General features: G+C 69.5%; 17 protein-coding genes and 1 pseudogene. 6 read left to right on the top strand and 12 right to left on the bottom strand.

The window, feature by feature from the left end; genetic code table 11:
- Window positions 1–24: 24 nt before the first annotated feature.
- Window positions 25–852, top strand: coding sequence for an SDR family NAD(P)-dependent oxidoreductase (locus tag EHF32_RS09620; protein ID WP_137417970.1), 828 nt, complete (start codon window positions 25–27; stop codon window positions 850–852).
- Between the two features lie 9 nt (window positions 853–861).
- Here the strand turns inward: EHF32_RS09620 and EHF32_RS09615 are convergent, their stop codons facing one another.
- From EHF32_RS09615 to EHF32_RS09595, 5 genes are all read right to left on the bottom strand, one after another.
- Complete coding sequence (locus EHF32_RS09615; protein WP_137417969.1) at window positions 862–1,608, bottom strand: phosphotransferase; 747 nt, start codon at window positions 1,606–1,608, stop codon at window positions 862–864.
- Window positions 1,609–1,617: 9 nt separating this feature from the next.
- Window positions 1,618–2,220 carry a pyridoxine/pyridoxamine 5'-phosphate oxidase gene (locus tag EHF32_RS09610; protein WP_137417968.1) on the bottom strand — a complete coding sequence of 201 codons (603 nt, stop codon included), beginning with the start codon at window positions 2,218–2,220 and terminating at the stop codon, window positions 1,618–1,620.
- Between the two features lie 96 nt (window positions 2,221–2,316).
- On the bottom strand, window positions 2,317–3,165 hold the full coding sequence (locus tag EHF32_RS09605; RefSeq protein ID WP_137417967.1) for a hypothetical protein: 849 nt from the start codon (window positions 3,163–3,165) through the stop codon (window positions 2,317–2,319).
- Entirely contained in the window at window positions 3,162–3,854 is a 693-nt protein-coding gene (locus EHF32_RS09600; protein WP_137417966.1) for a response regulator transcription factor, read from the bottom strand. The genes EHF32_RS09605 and EHF32_RS09600 overlap by 4 nt, the downstream gene beginning before the upstream one ends.
- Window positions 3,842–5,101 carry a sensor histidine kinase gene (locus tag EHF32_RS09595; RefSeq protein WP_137417965.1) on the bottom strand — a complete coding sequence of 420 codons (1,260 nt, stop codon included), beginning with the start codon at window positions 5,099–5,101 and terminating at the stop codon, window positions 3,842–3,844. The genes EHF32_RS09600 and EHF32_RS09595 overlap by 13 nt, the downstream gene beginning before the upstream one ends.
- Window positions 5,102–5,237: 136 nt before the next feature.
- Between EHF32_RS09595 and EHF32_RS09590 the strand changes: the two genes are divergently transcribed.
- Both EHF32_RS09590 and EHF32_RS09585 read left to right on the top strand, forming a co-directional pair.
- A complete protein-coding gene (locus tag EHF32_RS09590) occupies window positions 5,238–6,614 on the top strand; it encodes an MFS transporter (RefSeq protein WP_443189872.1) in 1,377 nt (458 codons plus the stop codon).
- A 37-nt stretch (window positions 6,615–6,651) separates the two neighbouring features.
- Complete coding sequence (locus EHF32_RS09585) at window positions 6,652–7,458, top strand: Cof-type HAD-IIB family hydrolase (RefSeq protein WP_137417964.1); 807 nt, start codon at window positions 6,652–6,654, stop codon at window positions 7,456–7,458.
- Window positions 7,459–7,519: 61 nt separating this feature from the next.
- On the opposite strand, the gene EHF32_RS16070 is transcribed toward EHF32_RS09585, so the two are convergent.
- The 7 genes from EHF32_RS16070 to EHF32_RS09555 all read right to left on the bottom strand — a co-directional run bounded on the left by EHF32_RS16070 (window position 7,520) and on the right by EHF32_RS09555 (window position 12,938).
- Window positions 7,520–8,467, bottom strand: coding sequence for a hypothetical protein (locus tag EHF32_RS16070; RefSeq protein WP_238343676.1), 948 nt, complete (start codon window positions 8,465–8,467; stop codon window positions 7,520–7,522).
- On the bottom strand, window positions 8,395–9,117 hold the full coding sequence (locus tag EHF32_RS16065) for a hypothetical protein (protein ID WP_238343675.1): 723 nt from the start codon (window positions 9,115–9,117) through the stop codon (window positions 8,395–8,397). Before EHF32_RS16065 ends, EHF32_RS16070 begins: the two co-directional genes overlap by 73 nt.
- Window positions 9,099–9,911, bottom strand: a complete 813-nt coding sequence (locus tag EHF32_RS09575; RefSeq protein ID WP_137417963.1) for an ABC transporter ATP-binding protein — start codon at window positions 9,909–9,911, stop codon at window positions 9,099–9,101. Before EHF32_RS09575 ends, EHF32_RS16065 begins: the two co-directional genes overlap by 19 nt.
- Before the next feature lie 323 nt (window positions 9,912–10,234).
- The gene (locus tag EHF32_RS09570; protein WP_137417962.1) at window positions 10,235–10,834 is read right to left on the bottom strand and encodes a hypothetical protein; all 600 of its coding nucleotides are present in this window, start codon (window positions 10,832–10,834) and stop codon (window positions 10,235–10,237) included.
- Between the two features lie 117 nt (window positions 10,835–10,951).
- Complete coding sequence (locus EHF32_RS09565) at window positions 10,952–11,176, bottom strand: hypothetical protein (RefSeq protein ID WP_137417961.1); 225 nt, start codon at window positions 11,174–11,176, stop codon at window positions 10,952–10,954.
- Window positions 11,177–11,201: 25 nt separating this feature from the next.
- Entirely contained in the window at window positions 11,202–12,176 is a 975-nt protein-coding gene (locus EHF32_RS09560) for a DNA-3-methyladenine glycosylase family protein (protein ID WP_137417960.1), read from the bottom strand.
- 42 nt (window positions 12,177–12,218) lie between these two features.
- Window positions 12,219–12,938 (bottom strand): winged helix-turn-helix domain-containing protein, encoded by a 720-nt coding sequence (locus tag EHF32_RS09555; RefSeq protein ID WP_137417959.1) that lies wholly within the window; start codon window positions 12,936–12,938, stop codon window positions 12,219–12,221.
- A gap of 422 nt (window positions 12,939–13,360) precedes the next feature.
- Here EHF32_RS09555 and EHF32_RS16060 point away from each other — a divergent pair.
- The 3 genes and pseudogenes from EHF32_RS16060 to EHF32_RS09545 form a co-directional block, all read left to right on the top strand.
- Window positions 13,361–13,444, top strand: a pseudogene (locus EHF32_RS16060) (LacI family DNA-binding transcriptional regulator); the annotation flags it as partial.
- 508 nt (window positions 13,445–13,952) lie between these two features.
- Window positions 13,953–14,375, top strand: coding sequence for a substrate-binding domain-containing protein (locus tag EHF32_RS16055; RefSeq protein ID WP_238343674.1), 423 nt, complete (start codon window positions 13,953–13,955; stop codon window positions 14,373–14,375).
- Window positions 14,376–14,486: 111 nt separating this feature from the next.
- Window positions 14,487–15,800 carry an ABC transporter substrate-binding protein gene (locus EHF32_RS09545; RefSeq protein ID WP_137417958.1) on the top strand — a complete coding sequence of 438 codons (1,314 nt, stop codon included), beginning with the start codon at window positions 14,487–14,489 and terminating at the stop codon, window positions 15,798–15,800.
- The last annotated feature ends 20 nt before the right edge of the window (window positions 15,801–15,820 follow it).

The following is a 15,820-nucleotide window of genomic DNA, read 5'->3' as shown; positions in this document are numbered from 1 at the left end:
GCGAGCTACGGCGAAGGAGGCCTCATGGCGGGCAAGACGATCGTGATCACCGGTGCGAGCGACGGCATCGGGCGGGAGGCGGCGCGGGCGCTGCACGCGCAGGGGCACACCGTCATCCCCGTCGGGCGCAATGGCGAGCGCACCGCGCAGATCGCCCGGGAGGTGGGTGCGCGCGTGCACCTCGCGGACTTCGCCGATCTCACGAGCGTCCGAGAGCTCGCGGACGATCTGCTCACGCAGTACGACCGCATCGACGTGCTCGCCAACAACGCCGGAGGCATCTTCGGCAAGGTGCGCGAGAGCACGATCGACGGACACGAGATGACCTTCCAGGTGAACTACCTCGCGCCGTTCCTGCTCACACAGCTGCTGAAGGACCGGCTCATCGCCTCCACGGCCACGATCATCAACACCTCCAGCGTCGGCGCGCGTCTGTTCGGTCAGCTGGAGATCGACGACCTCGACAACGAGCGCTCCTTCAGCGCCACGCGCGCCTACGGCACGGCCAAGCTCGAGCAGATCCTCCACGTCAAGGAGCTCGATCGGCGCTACCGCGCACAGGGCATCGGCGCGGTGGCGTTCCACCCGGGCAACATCGCCACGAGCTTCTCGAGCGCGCCCAGCTCGCCCATGCGCCTCATCTACCAGACGCCCCTCAAGAAGCTCTTCCTCACGAGCATCCCGAAGGGTGCCGACACCCTCGTGTACCTCGCGGAGGGCGAGCCTGGTCGTGACTATGCGCCGGGCGAGTACTACGTGAAGCGCAAGCCCGCGCGGACTCATGCACAGGCGGACGATGCCGCTCTGGCGCGAGAGCTCTGGGAGCGCAGCGAGCGCATGCTCGCGCTCTAGGCAGCGGGCTCAGCGCGCGTTCAGCGCCTCGGTCCAGGCAGCTTGGTGCTCGCGTGCGTAGCGGGATGCGGCGAGCCAGTGATCGCCGTGACCCGACGAGAACATGGATCCCCAGGGCTCATGGCCCGCGGCGTGGGAAGAGCGCAGAAGCTCGTGCATCGATTCCGCCCGTGCGGCCATCGCCGCGGGCAGAGCCGCACGCAGCGCGGCGTCCGCCCCGTAGCCGTCGACGAACGCGGCGAGATCCGCGGCGGCGTCGTCGGGGGAGCGCGACGGGTCGTTGAGCGTGAACGCCTGGGCGGCGTACGCGAGATCCCAGAGACGGGTGCTGGGAGCCGCCGCATCCCAGTCGATGAAGACCCATCTCTCGCCCATCACGAGGTTCCACGGGGCGAGGTCGTTGTGGCAGACCAGCTCGGCGCCGGGCGCCGGGATCGCCGAATCCCAGGCCGCATCCGCCGGCACCGCGAATCCCACGCTCGCATCGTGGATGGCGCGCACCATCCCGCCCACACGATGAAGCTCCGGCCGCGTCAGGCCCTCCTCCGCCAGCGCGCCGGGGACGAACTCCCACACCTGACGACCCTGCTCGTCGCGGCCGAGGGGAGCAGGCGCGTCGACGCTGGCCTCGCGCAGGGAGGTGACATACGTGTGCACGTGCGGAGATGCCGGTGTCCAAGCCTTGCGGACGGTGTTCCCCGCGCGGAAGACGGGACCCGCCGAGTTGCCTCCCGAAAGACCCTGCTCCTGCTGCATCCTTCGAGGCTATCGGCGAGATGCGGCTCCCTGCGCGCGGGCGCTCGTCTCGCCGCCGCGCACCTCGTGGTGCCAGCTCTCGCCCTGCCGCTCGTACATGATGCGTGTGTGGCGTCGGTCGGGGGAGCCCTGCCAGAACTCGACGTGCGTAGGCACGAGCCACCAGAGCATCCAGTCCGCGGACGTCAGTCCGACGCGTGCGGACTCCGGACGCGCCTCGAAGTCCCCGGCGATCTCGGCGGCGGTGGCGGGCTGCATCCCGCCGCGCAGCCGCACGGCGCGGACGATCGGCTGCCACCAGAAGCTGAGGGCCGCCACCGGGTGCGCCGTGAGCTGCTCGGCCTTCGCGGATGACCGGGGACCTGCGACCGCCCATCCGCGGGGACCGGCGTCCTTGAGGATCAGCGCGCGGGCATCGGGGAGTCCGTCCGCGTCGACGGTCGAGAGCGTCGCCACGTGCGGCTCGGCGACACCGGCGGCCGCCGCACCGCGCAGCCACTGTTCGAACAGCACGTGTGGCTCTTCGGGAAGACTCGCCGTGTCGAGAGCCGGCGCCGCCCCGGCGAGCGACGGCTGCGCCCGCAGCCATGCGGAGAAGGAGGAGGACGTCACCCTCCCATCCTCCTCCTGCACTCGCCGAGTGAGCACGCATTGAGCGAGCGAGCACCCGATCGGATGCTCGCTCGCTCAATGAATGCGCGTTCGCGCCTAGCCGTTGTCGCGGAGGGTGACGTCGCCCGCGGAGACGCGGACCTTGACGGGGATGCGGGGGCCGCTGCCGGCGGAGAGCCGGTTGTCGACGCCGCCGGCCTCCACGTTGGAGCGGACGTCGTAGTTGCCGCGCGGCACGGTGACATCCGCGGACCCGGCGCTGACGCCGATGTCGATGCTGCGCGGGGCGTCGCCGGTCAACTCGGCGGTGAGGTCGCCCGCCGAGAGCTCGAACTCGGCCTCGGTGACACCCGACAGTCGGATGTCGGAGCTTCCGGCGCTCATGGAGGTATCGATCGTTCGGGCTTCGCCGGAGACGATGAGGCTGCCGGCGGAGAGGTGCGTGTCGAGATCGCCGAACGTGCCCGTGGCGCGAAGCTCTCCCGCGGAGAGCGTGAGCGACGCGTCGACGCCCTCGAGGGTCCGCGGAAGCGTCAGCAGGACGCGCGGCTGCTGGCCGATCCAGCCGATGCCGAAGAAGCCGTCCGGAGCGCTGATCTTCAGCTCGTCGCCGTCACGCTCCATCCGCCACGCGGATCGGCCGGAGGTCACCTCGAGCCGAGCCTCGTCGACGTCGTCGAACCGCAGTTCGAACAGCGCCGCGCTGGCATCCACGTCGACCTCGGTGACGCCGGTGGTGGCGACGCTGAGCGTCTGCGACGACGTCGGCAGCGAGGCGGTCACGGCGTTCGCGGCGCCCGAGACCACGGTGCCGCCGAGGATCACGGCACCGATGACGATCGCGGTGATCGCGACGGCCTTGCCTGCGGGATGCCGGGGCGGTGTCGCCGAGCCCGAAGGAGTGGCCTCGCCGGGAGCTGCGGGGGGAGGGGTGAGCGTGGTCATCGTGATGCTCCTGTCTGAGGTGTCTGCGGGCCGGTCTCGCCAGCGCCGTGCTCGACGTGCGCGAGGGCGGCGAGCACGCGGCGGTTGCCCGATTCGCCGGGCTCGAGTTCGAGCTTCTGGAAGATGGCGGTGATGTGCTTCTCGACGGACGCCTCCGAGAGGAAGAGGGTCGCGGCGATCGACTGGTTCGACCGCCCCTCGGCGATGAGCGCCAGCACCGTCGATTCGCGCTCGGTGAGTCGCTGCATCCGCTCATCGCGGGTGCGCCGATTCAGCAGCTGCGCGATGACCTCGGGATCGAGCACGGTCGCTCCGCCGCCGATACGGCGCACCGTGTCGAGGAAGTCGGCCACATCCGCGACCCGATCCTTCAGCAGGTAGCCGAGCGCTCCGCCGTTCGCGGCGATCAGCTCGCTCGCGTACCGCTCCTCGACATACTGCGAGAGCACGAGCACGGGCAGCTGGGGGTGTGCTCCGCGCAGCCGCAGCGCCGCGCGGATGCCCTCGTCGGTGTAGGTCGGGGGAAGGCGCACATCGAGGATGCAGAGCTCCGGGTCGGTGGCGGCGACGCTCTCATCGAGCTCGCTCGCGTCCGGGAGGGCGGCGACCACGTCGTGCCCGGCGTCCGCCAGCAGTCGCACGAGACCTTCGCGGAGCAGGACGGAGTCCTCGCAGATCAGGATGCGCACGGCACACTCACCTCCAGTGCGGTGGGCCCGCCTTGCGGGCTGTCGAGGCGGACGTTTCCGCCGGCGGCGAGGATGCGGTTCGAGATGCCGTCGAGGCCGCCGCCGGGCAGGACCCGCGCGCCACCGATACCGTTGTCCTCGATGCGGGCCCAGAGGGTGCCTCCGTCGCGGACGCGGACGACCACGCGGCACTCGGCGGCGCGCGAGTGCTTCGCCGCGTTCGTGAGGGATTCGGCGATCGCGAAGTACACCGCGGTCTCGGCCTCTCGTGGGCAGCGGCCGTCGACGCGTACGTCCAGCGCCACCGGCACGTGCGAGCGGGCGGCGAGGGCGGACAGTGCCGCATCCAGTCCACGGTCGTCCAGGACGGAGGCGTGGATGCCGCGGGCCAGCTGGCGCAGCTCGGTGATCGCCGCCTTCGTGGAGGTGTGCGCCTCTTCGAGCAGCGCCTTGGCGGCCGTCGGGTCGTCGTCGATCTTCTGCTGCGCGAGTCCCAGGGTCATGCCGACCGAGACGAGACGCGGCTGGACGCCGTCGTGGAGGTCCCGCTCGATGCGGGTGCGTTCGACGTCGGCGGCACGGATGGCTCCGGCCCGCTGCGCGTCGGAGGTGCGTGCCGCCTGCGCCAGCATCGCCGTGCGGGAGCGGCCGAGGATGGCGCGGCTGATCACGCCGTGCAGCAGCCCGAGGCCGATCGTCGTCGCGATCGCAGCCAGCGCGGTCACGATGCCCACGACCGGTGCCCAGCCGGCGGGGATCATGCCCACGCCGACCCACACCTCGTCGACTCCCGAGAGGGGGGCGAAGGCGACGCCGATCGCACCGGTGGCGACGGAGACCAGACTGATGACCGTGACGCCCATGACGGTGGCGATCGCCGTGTTGGCCAACGCCCGCCACATCGAGGGATCGATGAACTGGCGCCAGAGCGAGTGCAGGTAGCCGCCGAAGCCCGGTCGAAGCCGGGGGCTGAAGCGCGGGGCGGGAAGGCCGAGTCCGTAGAGCCCGTCGATCCGTGCGATCTCCAGCCACCCGACCGCGTACATGACGTAGACGAGTCCGACGAGCACGACGAGACCCACGCCGAGGGCCGGCACCAGCCCGAGTCCGGTGCCGAGCATGCCGAACAGGGTGCTCAGGATGAAGGGGCCGATGAGGCCGAGCGCGGCGAGCTGGGCGATCGCGCCGGCGGTCTGCGCCGGGGCGAAGCGCCGCGCGCGTCGCGCGGTGGGAGCTGCGGAAGTCATGTCTCCAAAGTAGGGGCGCACTGCGCGGGCCACATCGGAGCAATCCCGACGACCGGGTTCGGGAAAACCCGAACCCTCGCGCATGTCGGCACCCGGCGTCATGATGGACCCACCATCCAGCGAAGCGGAGCCCGTCATGCTCGAAAGCCCCGACACGGCCGAGCACGCCCGCATCTCGCGCATGCGCAGCTTCTACCAGGTGCTGGCCAACACGCTCGTCGCCAACGTGACCACGAGCTACCTCTGGTTCGCGCTCACGTTCTGGGCGTACCTCGAGACGCGCAACGTGCTCGCCACCTCGATCATCGGCGGCAGCTACATGCTCCTGGTGGCCGTGTTCGGCGTCGTCTTCGGGGCGATCGTCGACCACATGAAGAAGAAGGCCGTGATGGTGCTCTCCAGCCTCATCACCCTGGCCACGTACCTGCTCGCGGGCGCCCTCTTCCTGGCGCTCCCCGCCTCCGCGCTCATCGACTGGGGCGGCCCGTGGTTCTGGCTGTTCGCCGGCGTCATCCTGATCGGCGGGGTCGTCGAGAACCTCCGCAACATCGCGCTGTCCACGACGGTCACCCTTCTCGTGCCGGCCGAGCGCCGCGACCGCGCGAACGGACTCGTGGGCACCGTCCAAGGTGTCGCTTTCATGGTCACGAGCGTCTTCTCGGGGCTCTCGGTGGGGTTGCTCGGCATGGGGCCGACCGTCTTCATCGCGATCGTCGCGACCGCCGTCGCCTTCGCCCACCTGCTGTTCGTGCCGATCCCCGAACGAGGAGTCGCGCACGACCCCGACGCTTCGCCGCGGCGATTCACGTTCCGCGGGGTTCTTCCCGCCATCCGCTCGGTGCCAGGACTCATGCCGCTCCTGCTGTTCACGACGTTCAACAACCTCGTGGGCGGCGTCTTCATGGCGCTCATGGACCCGTACGGGCTCACGCTCTTCAGCGTCGAGATCTGGGGCGTCGTGCTCGGCATCACGAGCATCGGCTTCATCATCGGCGGCGGTCTCGTCGCCAGATTCGGTCTCGGCAAGAACCCCGTGCGCACGCTCCTGTGGGTGAACGTCGGCGTCTCGGTGCTGGGACTCACCTTCGCGCTGCGCGAATGGTGGTGGCTGTACGCGGTGGGGATGCTGGTGTTCATGGCGCTCATGCCGGTGGCCGAGGCCGCCGAGCAGACGATCATCCAGCGAGTGGTGCCGTACGAGACGCAGGGGCGCGTCTTCGGGTTCGCCGCGAGCATCGAGTCCGCGGCCGCGCCCATCTCGGCCTTCCTCATCGGCCCGCTCGCCGAGTTCTGGCTCATCCCGTACATGCGCACCGACGCGGGTCGCGACGGGTGGCGCTGGCTGCTGGGCGACGGCGAAGCGCGGGGCATCGCGCTCGTTTTCGTCGCGGCGAGCCTGGTCATGCTGGTGATCGTCGTCGGCGCGTTCCTGTCGCCGCAGTACCGGCGTCTCTCGCGCAGCTACGCGGAGACGCCGGTCCCGCTCGCCGAGCAGACCGCGGCGACCACCTGAGCGCGGACGCGTCCGGCGGATCGGGGAGGATGGAGGGATGAGCGCGCCCGCATCCGACATCCGCCTGGTCGCCGTCGACATGGACGGCACGCTCCTCGACGGCGACGGCCGCGTCCCCGAGGGGCTCTGGCCGGTCCTGGAGCGGATGCGGCGCGCGGGCGCCCTCTTCGCGCCGGCGAGCGGCCGCCAATACGCCACCCTGCGCCGTGAGTTCGAAGACCACGCCGACGGCATGGTCTTCATCGCCGAGAACGGCACGTACGTCGTGCGCGACGGCGAGGAGCTGGCTTCCGACACCCTCGACCGCGCTCTCGTCGCCGACGTCCTCGGGCGTGTGCGCGGGATGAGCCACGATGTCGGCGTGGTGCTCTGCGGCAAGCGCTCCGCGTACATCGAGCGGGACGATCACGCATTCCGCACGGAGGCGGCGAAGTACTACGCCCTGCTCGAGCACGTATCGGATCTTGAGGAGGTCGATGACGACGTCCTCAAGATCGCCGTCTACGACTTCGGCGACGCGGAGACGGGCGCAGCTCCCGCGCTGTCCGAGATCGCCCGCACCCACCAGGTCGTCGTCTCCGGCGCGCACTGGGTCGACGTCATGAACCGCGGCGTCAACAAGGGCGTCGCGCTCCGGCGCCTCCAGGGTGTACTGGGTGTCTCGGCCGAGCAGACCGCCGTCTTCGGCGATTACCTGAACGACCTCGAGATGATGGATGCGGCCTACCACTCGTACGCGATGGCCAACGCCCACCCGGATGTGGCCGCCCGCGCGCGCCTGCGCGCGCCCTCCCACCTGGAGCACGGTGTCGTCCGCGTCCTGGAGGAGCTGTTTCCCGCCTGATGCGCGCACATGACGAGGGCCCCGGAGCACACGCTCCGGGGCCCTCGTCGTGGCGTTGCGGTCAGGCGCCCTTGAAGCTCTGCAACTGCGCGAGGAGGGCAGGCGCGTTGCGGTCGAAGACGCGGCCGCCCACCAGCACCCCGACGATCGCGAACACGACCCCGAGGACGAGGCCCGCCGCCAGCGCCACGAATCCCCACATCGCGTCGCCGGTCACGCCGGCGAGGATGGCGGGGATGAGCGAGGGCAACGAGAGCACCGCGATGCCGATCCAGATCAGGAACATGAGCAGCGCTGTCACGACGCTGGCTCCGGGAACCCGCTTGAACGGGCTGTCCCCCGGGGCCGGCACGGGCTGCACAATGGAGGCGGAGCTGATCGCGCACACGCCGTATCCGGTCAGCAGCAGGCCGAGACTCGCTCCCAGCACGGGAACGAGCAACGACCACTGCGTGGACAGACCCACCGTGACGATCGCGATCACAATGGTGAGCGGCACCCCGAGCCCCGCCGCGGCGAGCAGGCGGCCGGCGCGGTCCTGCCGTCCGCGCACGCCGGTGGCGAGCACCGTCGCGAAGGCGGTCCCGTCGTACGACACATCCGCGTAGGAGACGATGCTGAGCACGAAGGCGACGAGCACGGCGGAGTACGCGAACATCGGGCTACGTACGTCGCCGCCGGAGTAGAACAGCATGAGCACGGGGAAGATGGGCACCACCAGGAGCTGACGGAGGTAGCGCGGGTCGTGCAGCCAGTACGTCAGCGCTCGAGCCCACGTCGCTCCCGTGCCGCCGGTGGGCATGCGCCCGAACCAGCCGATCTTGCCCGCCTTGACCGTGGCGGTGCGCGCACGCGGCGGTGAGACCAGGGCCGCAGCCAGCGATCGTCGCCACAACCACCAGAGGAGAACCAGGGTCGCAGCCCCGATCAGCAGCTTCAGGATGCCCCGAGGATGTCGCCCGACGCCAGCGTCGCCGGCACCGCCCACGCCGCGGCGATCGGGGTCCACGAGGCTGCGGAGATGATGCCGCCGATGCGGTCAGTCGGATTGCCTGCGGCGCTCACTCCCGCGTCGAGCAGGTTCATGATGCCGATCGTGATGGGCCCGGCGAGCATGATCACAAGGAACGCGAGACCACCGAGGAGCTCCCGCGTGCGGCGGTTCCCGCCGGCGCTGCTGCTGAGCGCGGCGATGAGCCGCGACACGACGACGCACGTGAGGATGCCGAGCGGGATGCACACGAGGGCGGCGACGAGGGCGATCGGCCACCGCCAGAGCGCGAGGAAGAGGCCGAGTGCGCCCGCGATCGAGGCGATCCCGGGGATGCCGGTGAGCCCGGCGGCCGTGAGGGCGACCATCATCTTGTTCGTCGTCAGGGGGAACGGGGCGAGCTTGACGGGATCGAGCGTCGTGTCGACACCCGCGACGAACAGCGGTCCGAGCGCCCAGCCGAGCACGAGGATGCCACCGCCCGCGGTCACCACCATCGTCACCACATCGAGGCCGGCGAAGCCCGCCGCGAACAGCCCGATCCACACGCCGATCAGGAGCCCCACGGCCCAGAGTCCGCCGAGGATAAACCCGACGAGCTGCCAGGGGTTGGCGGCGAGGGTGTTGCCGAGGACGCGGAAGCGCAGCTTCAGGAGAGTCGCAACCACTGCGGTCCCTCCGAATGGTGACGGCCGCCGACGAGGTCGACGAAGCGGTCCTGCAGGCTCTGGCCGGCCCGCACCTCGTCGATCGTGCCCGCCGCCAGGACGCGCCCGCTCGCGATGACCGCGACGTGGTCGCACATACGCTGGACGAGGTCCATCGAGTGGCTCGACACGATCACGGTGCCGCCGCTGCCGGCATAGCTGCGCAGCACGTCCTCGATGTTCGCCGCGGAGACCGGATCCACCGACTCGAACGGTTCGTCGAGCACCAGGATGCGCGGCGCGTGCACGAGGGCGCAGGCGAGCGCGACCTTCTTCGTCATGCCCGCGGAGTAGTCGACCACGGCGGTGCCGGCCGCTTCCGTGAGGTCCATGAGGGTCAGCAGGTCGGCGGTGCGAGCGGCCACCTCGTCGCGCGCCAGACCGAACATCATGCCGGTGTACGTGATGAGCTGCTCACCGGTGAGCCGGTCGAACAGACGCACGCCGTCGGCGAGGTTGCCGATCATCGCCTTCGCGGCCACCGGGTCGCGCCACACGTCGACCCCGTGCAGGACGGCGGTTCCCGCATCCGGGCGCAGCAGACCCGTGGCCATCGACAGCGTCGTCGTCTTGCCCGCGCCGTTGGGGCCGACGAGCCCGTAGAAGGAGCCGGTGGGCACGTCGAGGTCGATGCCGGCGACGGCCACCTTGTCACCGAAGCGCTTGGTCAGGCCGCGCAACTGCAGAGCAGGTCCGGATGCGGCGGGGGGATCGATCGGTGGCAGGGCAGGATCTGTGGTGGTCACGCGCCCCATCCTAGGAGCGCGCTGTGCGCGCCCTCCAGGGGTGGTGCGCGATTCGATCCGGGCGCGGAGCTGGGCAGTCAAGTGCGCACCACATCCCGAAGTCAGTTGGCTAGGCGCAACTCTTCACGCGAGTAGCTCGCCGTTACCGGTTCATCGGCTCCGACAATGTCAATCTTGACGTTGTACCTGCCAGTGATCGTTCGCCCCACGATCGTGCCCGTCGAGTCCCGGTTGCCGAATCGTACGCGCACCGGAGTGCCGGTCTTCGGACTGAGTGGCTCGCTCGCGTGCGGACGGGTGCGGCCGTTTTGCGATGGCATATCCCCTCCTCATCACCACGGCGCGGTGCCGGTAGCTGCATTCAAGTATGCGCGCGTAACACTGTCTATCCCATACGCGAATTTGGTGAAGCGTCGCCGCATGACGCGGAAGGTATTGAGCGTAAGTGGATGTGCTGAGTGAGCAGCAGCGACTTTGGCGACGTCGTTGTGGGCGATGCCATTGCGGGCGTTGTTCAGCCACTCAAGTCGTCGGTTCCAATCCGCGGCGCCATCCGTGGGAGACGGATAGGTGGTATTGAGGTCGGGCCACAGCTGCATAGACAGTCTTGTCCAGTCGCTACCGAGGTTGCCGGGCCCCGCGTTCCCCGTGCCCAACTTGCGGCCATCCTCAAGCGCATGCCTGAAGGTGTCCCGAAGAGTCTGGTTGGGAACAAGCTGTGGCGTGAGCATCGCTGCGATGGACTCATCGTGGAGGTCTCGGCAGTACCCTTGGACTTCCGCCGCGAGGCGCAAGAAAAGCGCGTGATTAAGCTCCGTGACGTCACGGGGCCGGCCCCTCAGACCGCCGGTCACCGCGGTGTGTACTCTCTCCATCCGGTCCATGGCCGCGGCGCGTTCAGTCGTCCACCGCTGGAGAGACTGAGAAACCATGATGCGAACCTACTCCTCCGGTCGTCCCGCTTACGTCGCGTCAGCACCGAGGCTTCGTGATCGTCAATGACGCCATAGATCTACGACGATCGTTGTCCCGCTAAGCAGTCAGCGCGCTCAGAGCTGGGCGCCGTCGTCGTCCCGGTCGTAGATGCCGACGTTGCGACCCCGCCACGATTCGTAGGCGATGAGCCATCCGATCGACACGATGAGGGCGAGGAGCAGGCCGATCCAGACCGAGCCCAGGGCGATGCCGATCACGACGCCCGCCGCGAACAGGGCCAGCGTGCCGAGGATCCACATGGTGCGACCGCGGGGCCAGCCCGTTCTCGAGTTCGTCATGCGCCCAGCGTAGGGGGTGGACGACTCAGCGCGAGCGGTGGTCCTCCGGCGCCAGGCGCGCGCCGCGACGCTGCTCGTGCACGCCGCTGGCCGCCAGCAACCGGATCACCCTCTGACGCTGCCCCGCCCACGGGGCGAGCAGCTCCAGCATCGCGTCGTCGTCGACGCGGTGGCCGATGAGTGCGTGCCCGACCTCGTGCGCGAGGTGGTAGTCGCCGACGCTCACCGCGTCCGCATCGCCCCAGGCGCGGATGCGCGTCTCGGCCGAGGTCCACGGGCCGATGCCGGGAAGGCTTGTGAGGATGTGGTCGCGCCGGGTGTTGTCCGAGGCCTCCGACAGCGCACGTACAAGGCTGTCGCCGTGGGCGGCTGCCTTGACCACGGCGCGCGACTGTGGCGGCTCGAGTCCTGCGCGGTGCCAGGCCCAGGAAGGGATGCGTCGCCACTGGTCGACGGTGGGTGGCGCGAACATCGGGCGCGGGGTGGGGCCGGGGGCGCGCTCACCGAACCAGGTGACGATCCGACGCCATGCTCCGAATGCCTGCAGCCCCGTGACCTTCTGTTCGAAGATCGCGCTTGCGAGGGCGTCGAAGACGAGGTCCGTCCTGCTCAGGCGTAGTCCGGGGTGGCGATGATGCGACGACGCGATGAGCGGATGCCGGGAGGCGTCGAAGTCACCGTGGTCGTCATGCGTGCCGCACAGGCCAGGAGCCTGGTCGAGCACCCAGCCGGCTCCGGGACCCCACGCCGCCAGGCGGATACCGACGCCGCTCTCACGGAGGGCGAGGGTGGCGATGCCCTCGGGGGTTCTGCTCGCGCGCCAGATGACGTGGCCGTCGACGACGAGGGTGGGATCGTGCGCCCCGCGCCGTTGGAACACGACGGTGCGGGTCAGATCCAGCTCGCCGCGCGGGCGGTAGACACTCTCGCGAGGGCGCGCGTGCGTCGGCGCGGCGGAACGAGGCGGGCGGTGCCCGATCGTCGCGGTGCCCGCATCCATGTGCACACCCTACGTCGGCCCGCCGACAGCGGGCCGACCGGCTCAGAACCGGTCGGGGGAGGGTGTGCCGTGGCCGTATCGGATGGCGACGTCGGCGTGCCGGTCGAAGCGGTAGCCGACGCCGCGCACCGTGCGCACGATGTCCTCGAAGCGCCCGAGCTTGGCCCGCAGGCGACGCACGTGCACGTCGATCGTGCGCTCGCCGGGAGCGTCCGCGTCGCCCTGCTGCCAGAGGGAGCCGACGAGCTCGGCGCGCTCGATCGTGCGGCCCTCGCGCAGCACGAGGTACTGCAGCAGCTCGAACTCCTTGAAGGTGAAGGCGGCGGACTCGCCGTCGATCAGAACGCGCTTGCGGGAGATGTCGACGACCACACCGGCCTCGGCGCGCTCCTCGACCTCGATCTCGGGCTTCGTGCGTGCGACGGCGGAGGGCTCGTGCAGTGCCAGGCGCACCACGTCGACGTCGCGGCCACCGGCGCCGACGGGGGCGAGGGCGACGGTCGCGTAGGTCTCCGCGGCGGGGGCGAGATCGTGCAGTGTGCGGCGGAGCGCCTCGACGATCGTGCCGAGGGAGACGCCGGACGCGGCGGCCTTCGCCTCGTCGAAGCCGACGTAGAGCGCGAAGCCACGCGGCGCGGTGCCGGCAGGAAGACTCCGTTCGGCGGCGGTGGGTGCCGGAGCGGGGGATGCGGGAGCGTCGGTGACCAGACGCAGGGCGGGACGGGCGGTGGTGCGGTCGTCGAGAGCAACGGGAGTGGACATGTGCGGATTCCTTGCCGGAAGAGGAACCGGGACTCGTGCCCGATTCGCGTGTTGTCAGTCGCGGCCCAGGGTCAGGGCCGGGTGCGCAGCATCACAGAGCGGATGCAGAGGACGCGCGGCGCTTCAGATGCGCGGCGGCGTCGGACGGGGTGACCGAGTCAGCGGCACATTCGACAACACATGACAATGCGGCCGGCCATCATGGAGCCGGCAGTCCCGTTCGCCTCCCAGGCGGACAGAGAACGTGCATCGTCAGTCATGTGGCCGATTATGACGTGCCGGGCGTGTCTACGTCAAACGGGCAGCGGCCTCGATTTTGTTGTTCATTCCGCGAAACATGTTGCGCTGGCATCCGATCGTGTTCTACAGTCCTGGACGAAGCAGCGTCGAAGCGCTTCGACCAACCCGGCGAAGAGGATGAGATGGTCACGATCAACGAGGTGGCGCAGGCTGCCGGCGTGTCGATCTCGACCGTCTCCTACGCGCTCAGCGGCAAACGGCCGGTCGCCGTGCACACCCGTCGGCGCATCGAGAAGGCCGTCGCCGAGCTCGGCTACAGCCCGAACGCCGGCGCGCGCATGCTCGCCGGGCGGCGGACGCAGATCTTCGCGCTCACCGAGCCGCTGCGCATCGACACCCACGCACCGACGCACATGGCGTTCGTGCTGGCCACGGCGGTCGCGGCACGGCGCAACGACTACGACATCCTGCTCTTGACAGACGAGGACGCGCAGGCCGGGATGCGGCGTGTGGCCGCCAGCGGCCTGGTCGACGCGATCCTGGTGCTCGACGTCGCTCCCGACGACGCCCGCGTGGCGCTGTCGCGCGAGATCGCGCTCCCCAGCATCTTCATCGGCGTCCCGAATGATCGGGACTCGCTCGTCTGCGTGGACCTCGACTTCGAACGCGCCGCCGCCCTCGCAGCGGACCGGTTGATCGATGCGGGCCATCGCTCGATCGGCATGCTCGGTCACCCCGAGATCTCCTACGAGCGCTCGAACTTCCCCCCCGCGCGTGCGCGCCGGCTTCGAGCGTGCTGCCGAACGCCGCGGTGTCACGACCGCGTTCCGCTACGCCGGGCAGTCGCGTCCCACGACGGCGACGATCCGCGACGCGGTGCGGGCTCTGCTGGCCGAGGGCGTGACGGCGATCGTGCTGCACTGCGCGGAGGACGTCCACCAGGGCGTTCTCGATGCGCTCGCGGATGCGGGACTGAGCGTTCCCGGCGACATCTCGATCGTCTCCGTCGGTTCCTCGTTCGACACCGCCGCCCTCAGTACGCCGCTCGACTCGATCCCTCTCGTTCCCGCGGAAAGCTGCGAGCTCGCCGTCGAGCTCGCGGTCGCCGCCCTTTCCGGATCCGCTCCGGAACCGGGCGTGCACCTCATCGCCCCCCACTACCTCGACGTCGGATCCGTCGCCGCCCCGTCGAGATGACCCACCTTCCTCCGACCCTTCTCCTGCGCGTTATCGAAGCGCTTCGATAAGCCGCTTCGCCCGTCCCGCAACACCCGACCACCGACGGTCACCATGAAAGGAGTGCCGAAGATGGCACGCATCACATCACGCACCACACACCGCTCCCTCATCCTGCTCGGCGGCGTCGCCGTGGCCGCCCTCGCCCTCAGCGCCTGCTCGGGCGGCGGCGGGAGCACGGAGGACTCCAACACCCTGACGCTCTGGCACTACGAGGGCGAAGACAGTGCCATGGGCAAGGCATGGGACGAGGCGATCAAGGTCTTCGAGGACGAGACCGGCGCCAAGGTGGACTTCGAGGCCAAGGGCTTCGAGCAGATCCGCTCCACCGCCAGCCAGGTCCTGAACTCCGACGAGGCGCCGGACATCATGGAGTACAACAAGGGCAATGCGACCGCGGGCCTGCTGGCCAGCCAGGGGCTGCTCACCGACATCACGTCGGCGGTCGAGGAGAACGGCTGGGCCGACAAGCTCGCCCCGTCGCTGCAGACAACGGCCCGTTACAGCGAGGACGGCGTCATGGGCGGCGACGCCTGGTACGGCGTCCCGAACTACGGCGAGTTCGTCACGGTCTACTACAACAAGCAGGCCTTCGCGGATGCGGGTCTCGAAGTGCCGACGACCTACGACGAGTTCGTGAAGGTGCTCGACGCGTTCGTCGCCAAGGGCATCACGCCGCTCGCCGAAGCGGGAGCGGAGTACCCGCTCGGACAGCTCTGGTACCAGCTGGCGCTGAGCAAGGCCGACCGCTCGTGGGTCGACGACTACCAGCTCTACAAGAACCCGGTGGACTGGAACGACGAGCCCATCACCTACGCGACCGACACCCTCAAGGAGTACGTCGACGCCGGCTACATCTCCCCGGACGTGGCGGGCATGAAGGCGGAGGATGCGGGCACCGCGTTCATCGCCGGCAACTACCCGATCTTCGTGTCGGGCAGCTGGTGGTACGGCCGCTTCACCGAGGAGATCAGCGGGTACGACTGGGGCATCTTCAACTTCCCCGGCAGCAAGCTGAGCCTCGGCTCCTCGGGCAACCTGTGGGTCGTTCCGGAGAACGCGAAGAACAAGGATCTGGCCTACAAGTTCATCGACATCACGCTGCGCCCCGAGATCCAGGCGATCATCGGCAACAACGGCGGCGTTCCGGTGGCGGCGAACGAGTCCGACATCACGGATGAGAAGAGCAAGGAGCTCATCACCGCGTTCAACTCGATCCTCGACTCCGACGGCCTCTCGTTCTACCCGGACTGGCCCACGCCGACGTTCTACGACACGCTCGTCGCCCAGCTGCAGAACCTCGCCAACGGCAGCTCGACGCCCGAGCAGGTGCAGACCGGACTCGGTGACGAGTACGAGTCGTACGTCTCGAGCCTGCGCGGCTGACCGCCGGTGGCGGAGGGGCG

Origin of the sequence: Microbacterium sp. RG1 (genome assembly GCF_005347485.1) — a bacterium.
GTDB classification, from domain to species: domain Bacteria; phylum Actinomycetota; class Actinomycetes; order Actinomycetales; family Microbacteriaceae; genus Microbacterium; species Microbacterium binotii_A.
This window is presented reverse-complemented; position numbering and strand designations above follow the sequence as displayed.

What these genes read in the sequence shown, in the direction of transcription:
- EHF32_RS09560 (WP_137417960.1), bottom strand. Translation starts at nt 12,176, where the DNA reads ATGGATGCGGGCACCGCGACGATCGGGCACCGCCCGCCTCGTTCCGCC.
- EHF32_RS09575 (WP_137417963.1), bottom strand. Translation starts at nt 9,911, where the DNA reads ATGGGGCGCGTGACCACCACAGATCCTGCCCTGCCACCGATCGATCCC.
- EHF32_RS09585 (WP_137417964.1), top strand. Translation starts at nt 6,652, where the DNA reads ATGAGCGCGCCCGCATCCGACATCCGCCTGGTCGCCGTCGACATGGAC.
- EHF32_RS09590 (WP_443189872.1), top strand. Translation starts at nt 5,238, where the DNA reads ATGCTCGAAAGCCCCGACACGGCCGAGCACGCCCGCATCTCGCGCATG.
- EHF32_RS09570 (WP_137417962.1), bottom strand. Translation starts at nt 10,834, where the DNA reads ATGGTTTCTCAGTCTCTCCAGCGGTGGACGACTGAACGCGCCGCGGCC.
- EHF32_RS09555 (WP_137417959.1), bottom strand. Translation starts at nt 12,938, where the DNA reads ATGTCCACTCCCGTTGCTCTCGACGACCGCACCACCGCCCGTCCCGCC.
- EHF32_RS09605 (WP_137417967.1), bottom strand. Translation starts at nt 3,165, where the DNA reads ATGACCACGCTCACCCCTCCCCCCGCAGCTCCCGGCGAGGCCACTCCT.
- EHF32_RS09595 (WP_137417965.1), bottom strand. Translation starts at nt 5,101, where the DNA reads ATGACTTCCGCAGCTCCCACCGCGCGACGCGCGCGGCGCTTCGCCCCG.
- EHF32_RS09565 (WP_137417961.1), bottom strand. Translation starts at nt 11,176, where the DNA reads ATGACGAACTCGAGAACGGGCTGGCCCCGCGGTCGCACCATGTGGATC.
- EHF32_RS09615 (WP_137417969.1), bottom strand. Translation starts at nt 1,608, where the DNA reads ATGCAGCAGGAGCAGGGTCTTTCGGGAGGCAACTCGGCGGGTCCCGTC.
- EHF32_RS09545 (WP_137417958.1), top strand. Translation starts at nt 14,487, where the DNA reads ATGGCACGCATCACATCACGCACCACACACCGCTCCCTCATCCTGCTC.
- EHF32_RS09620 (WP_137417970.1), top strand. Translation starts at nt 25, where the DNA reads ATGGCGGGCAAGACGATCGTGATCACCGGTGCGAGCGACGGCATCGGG.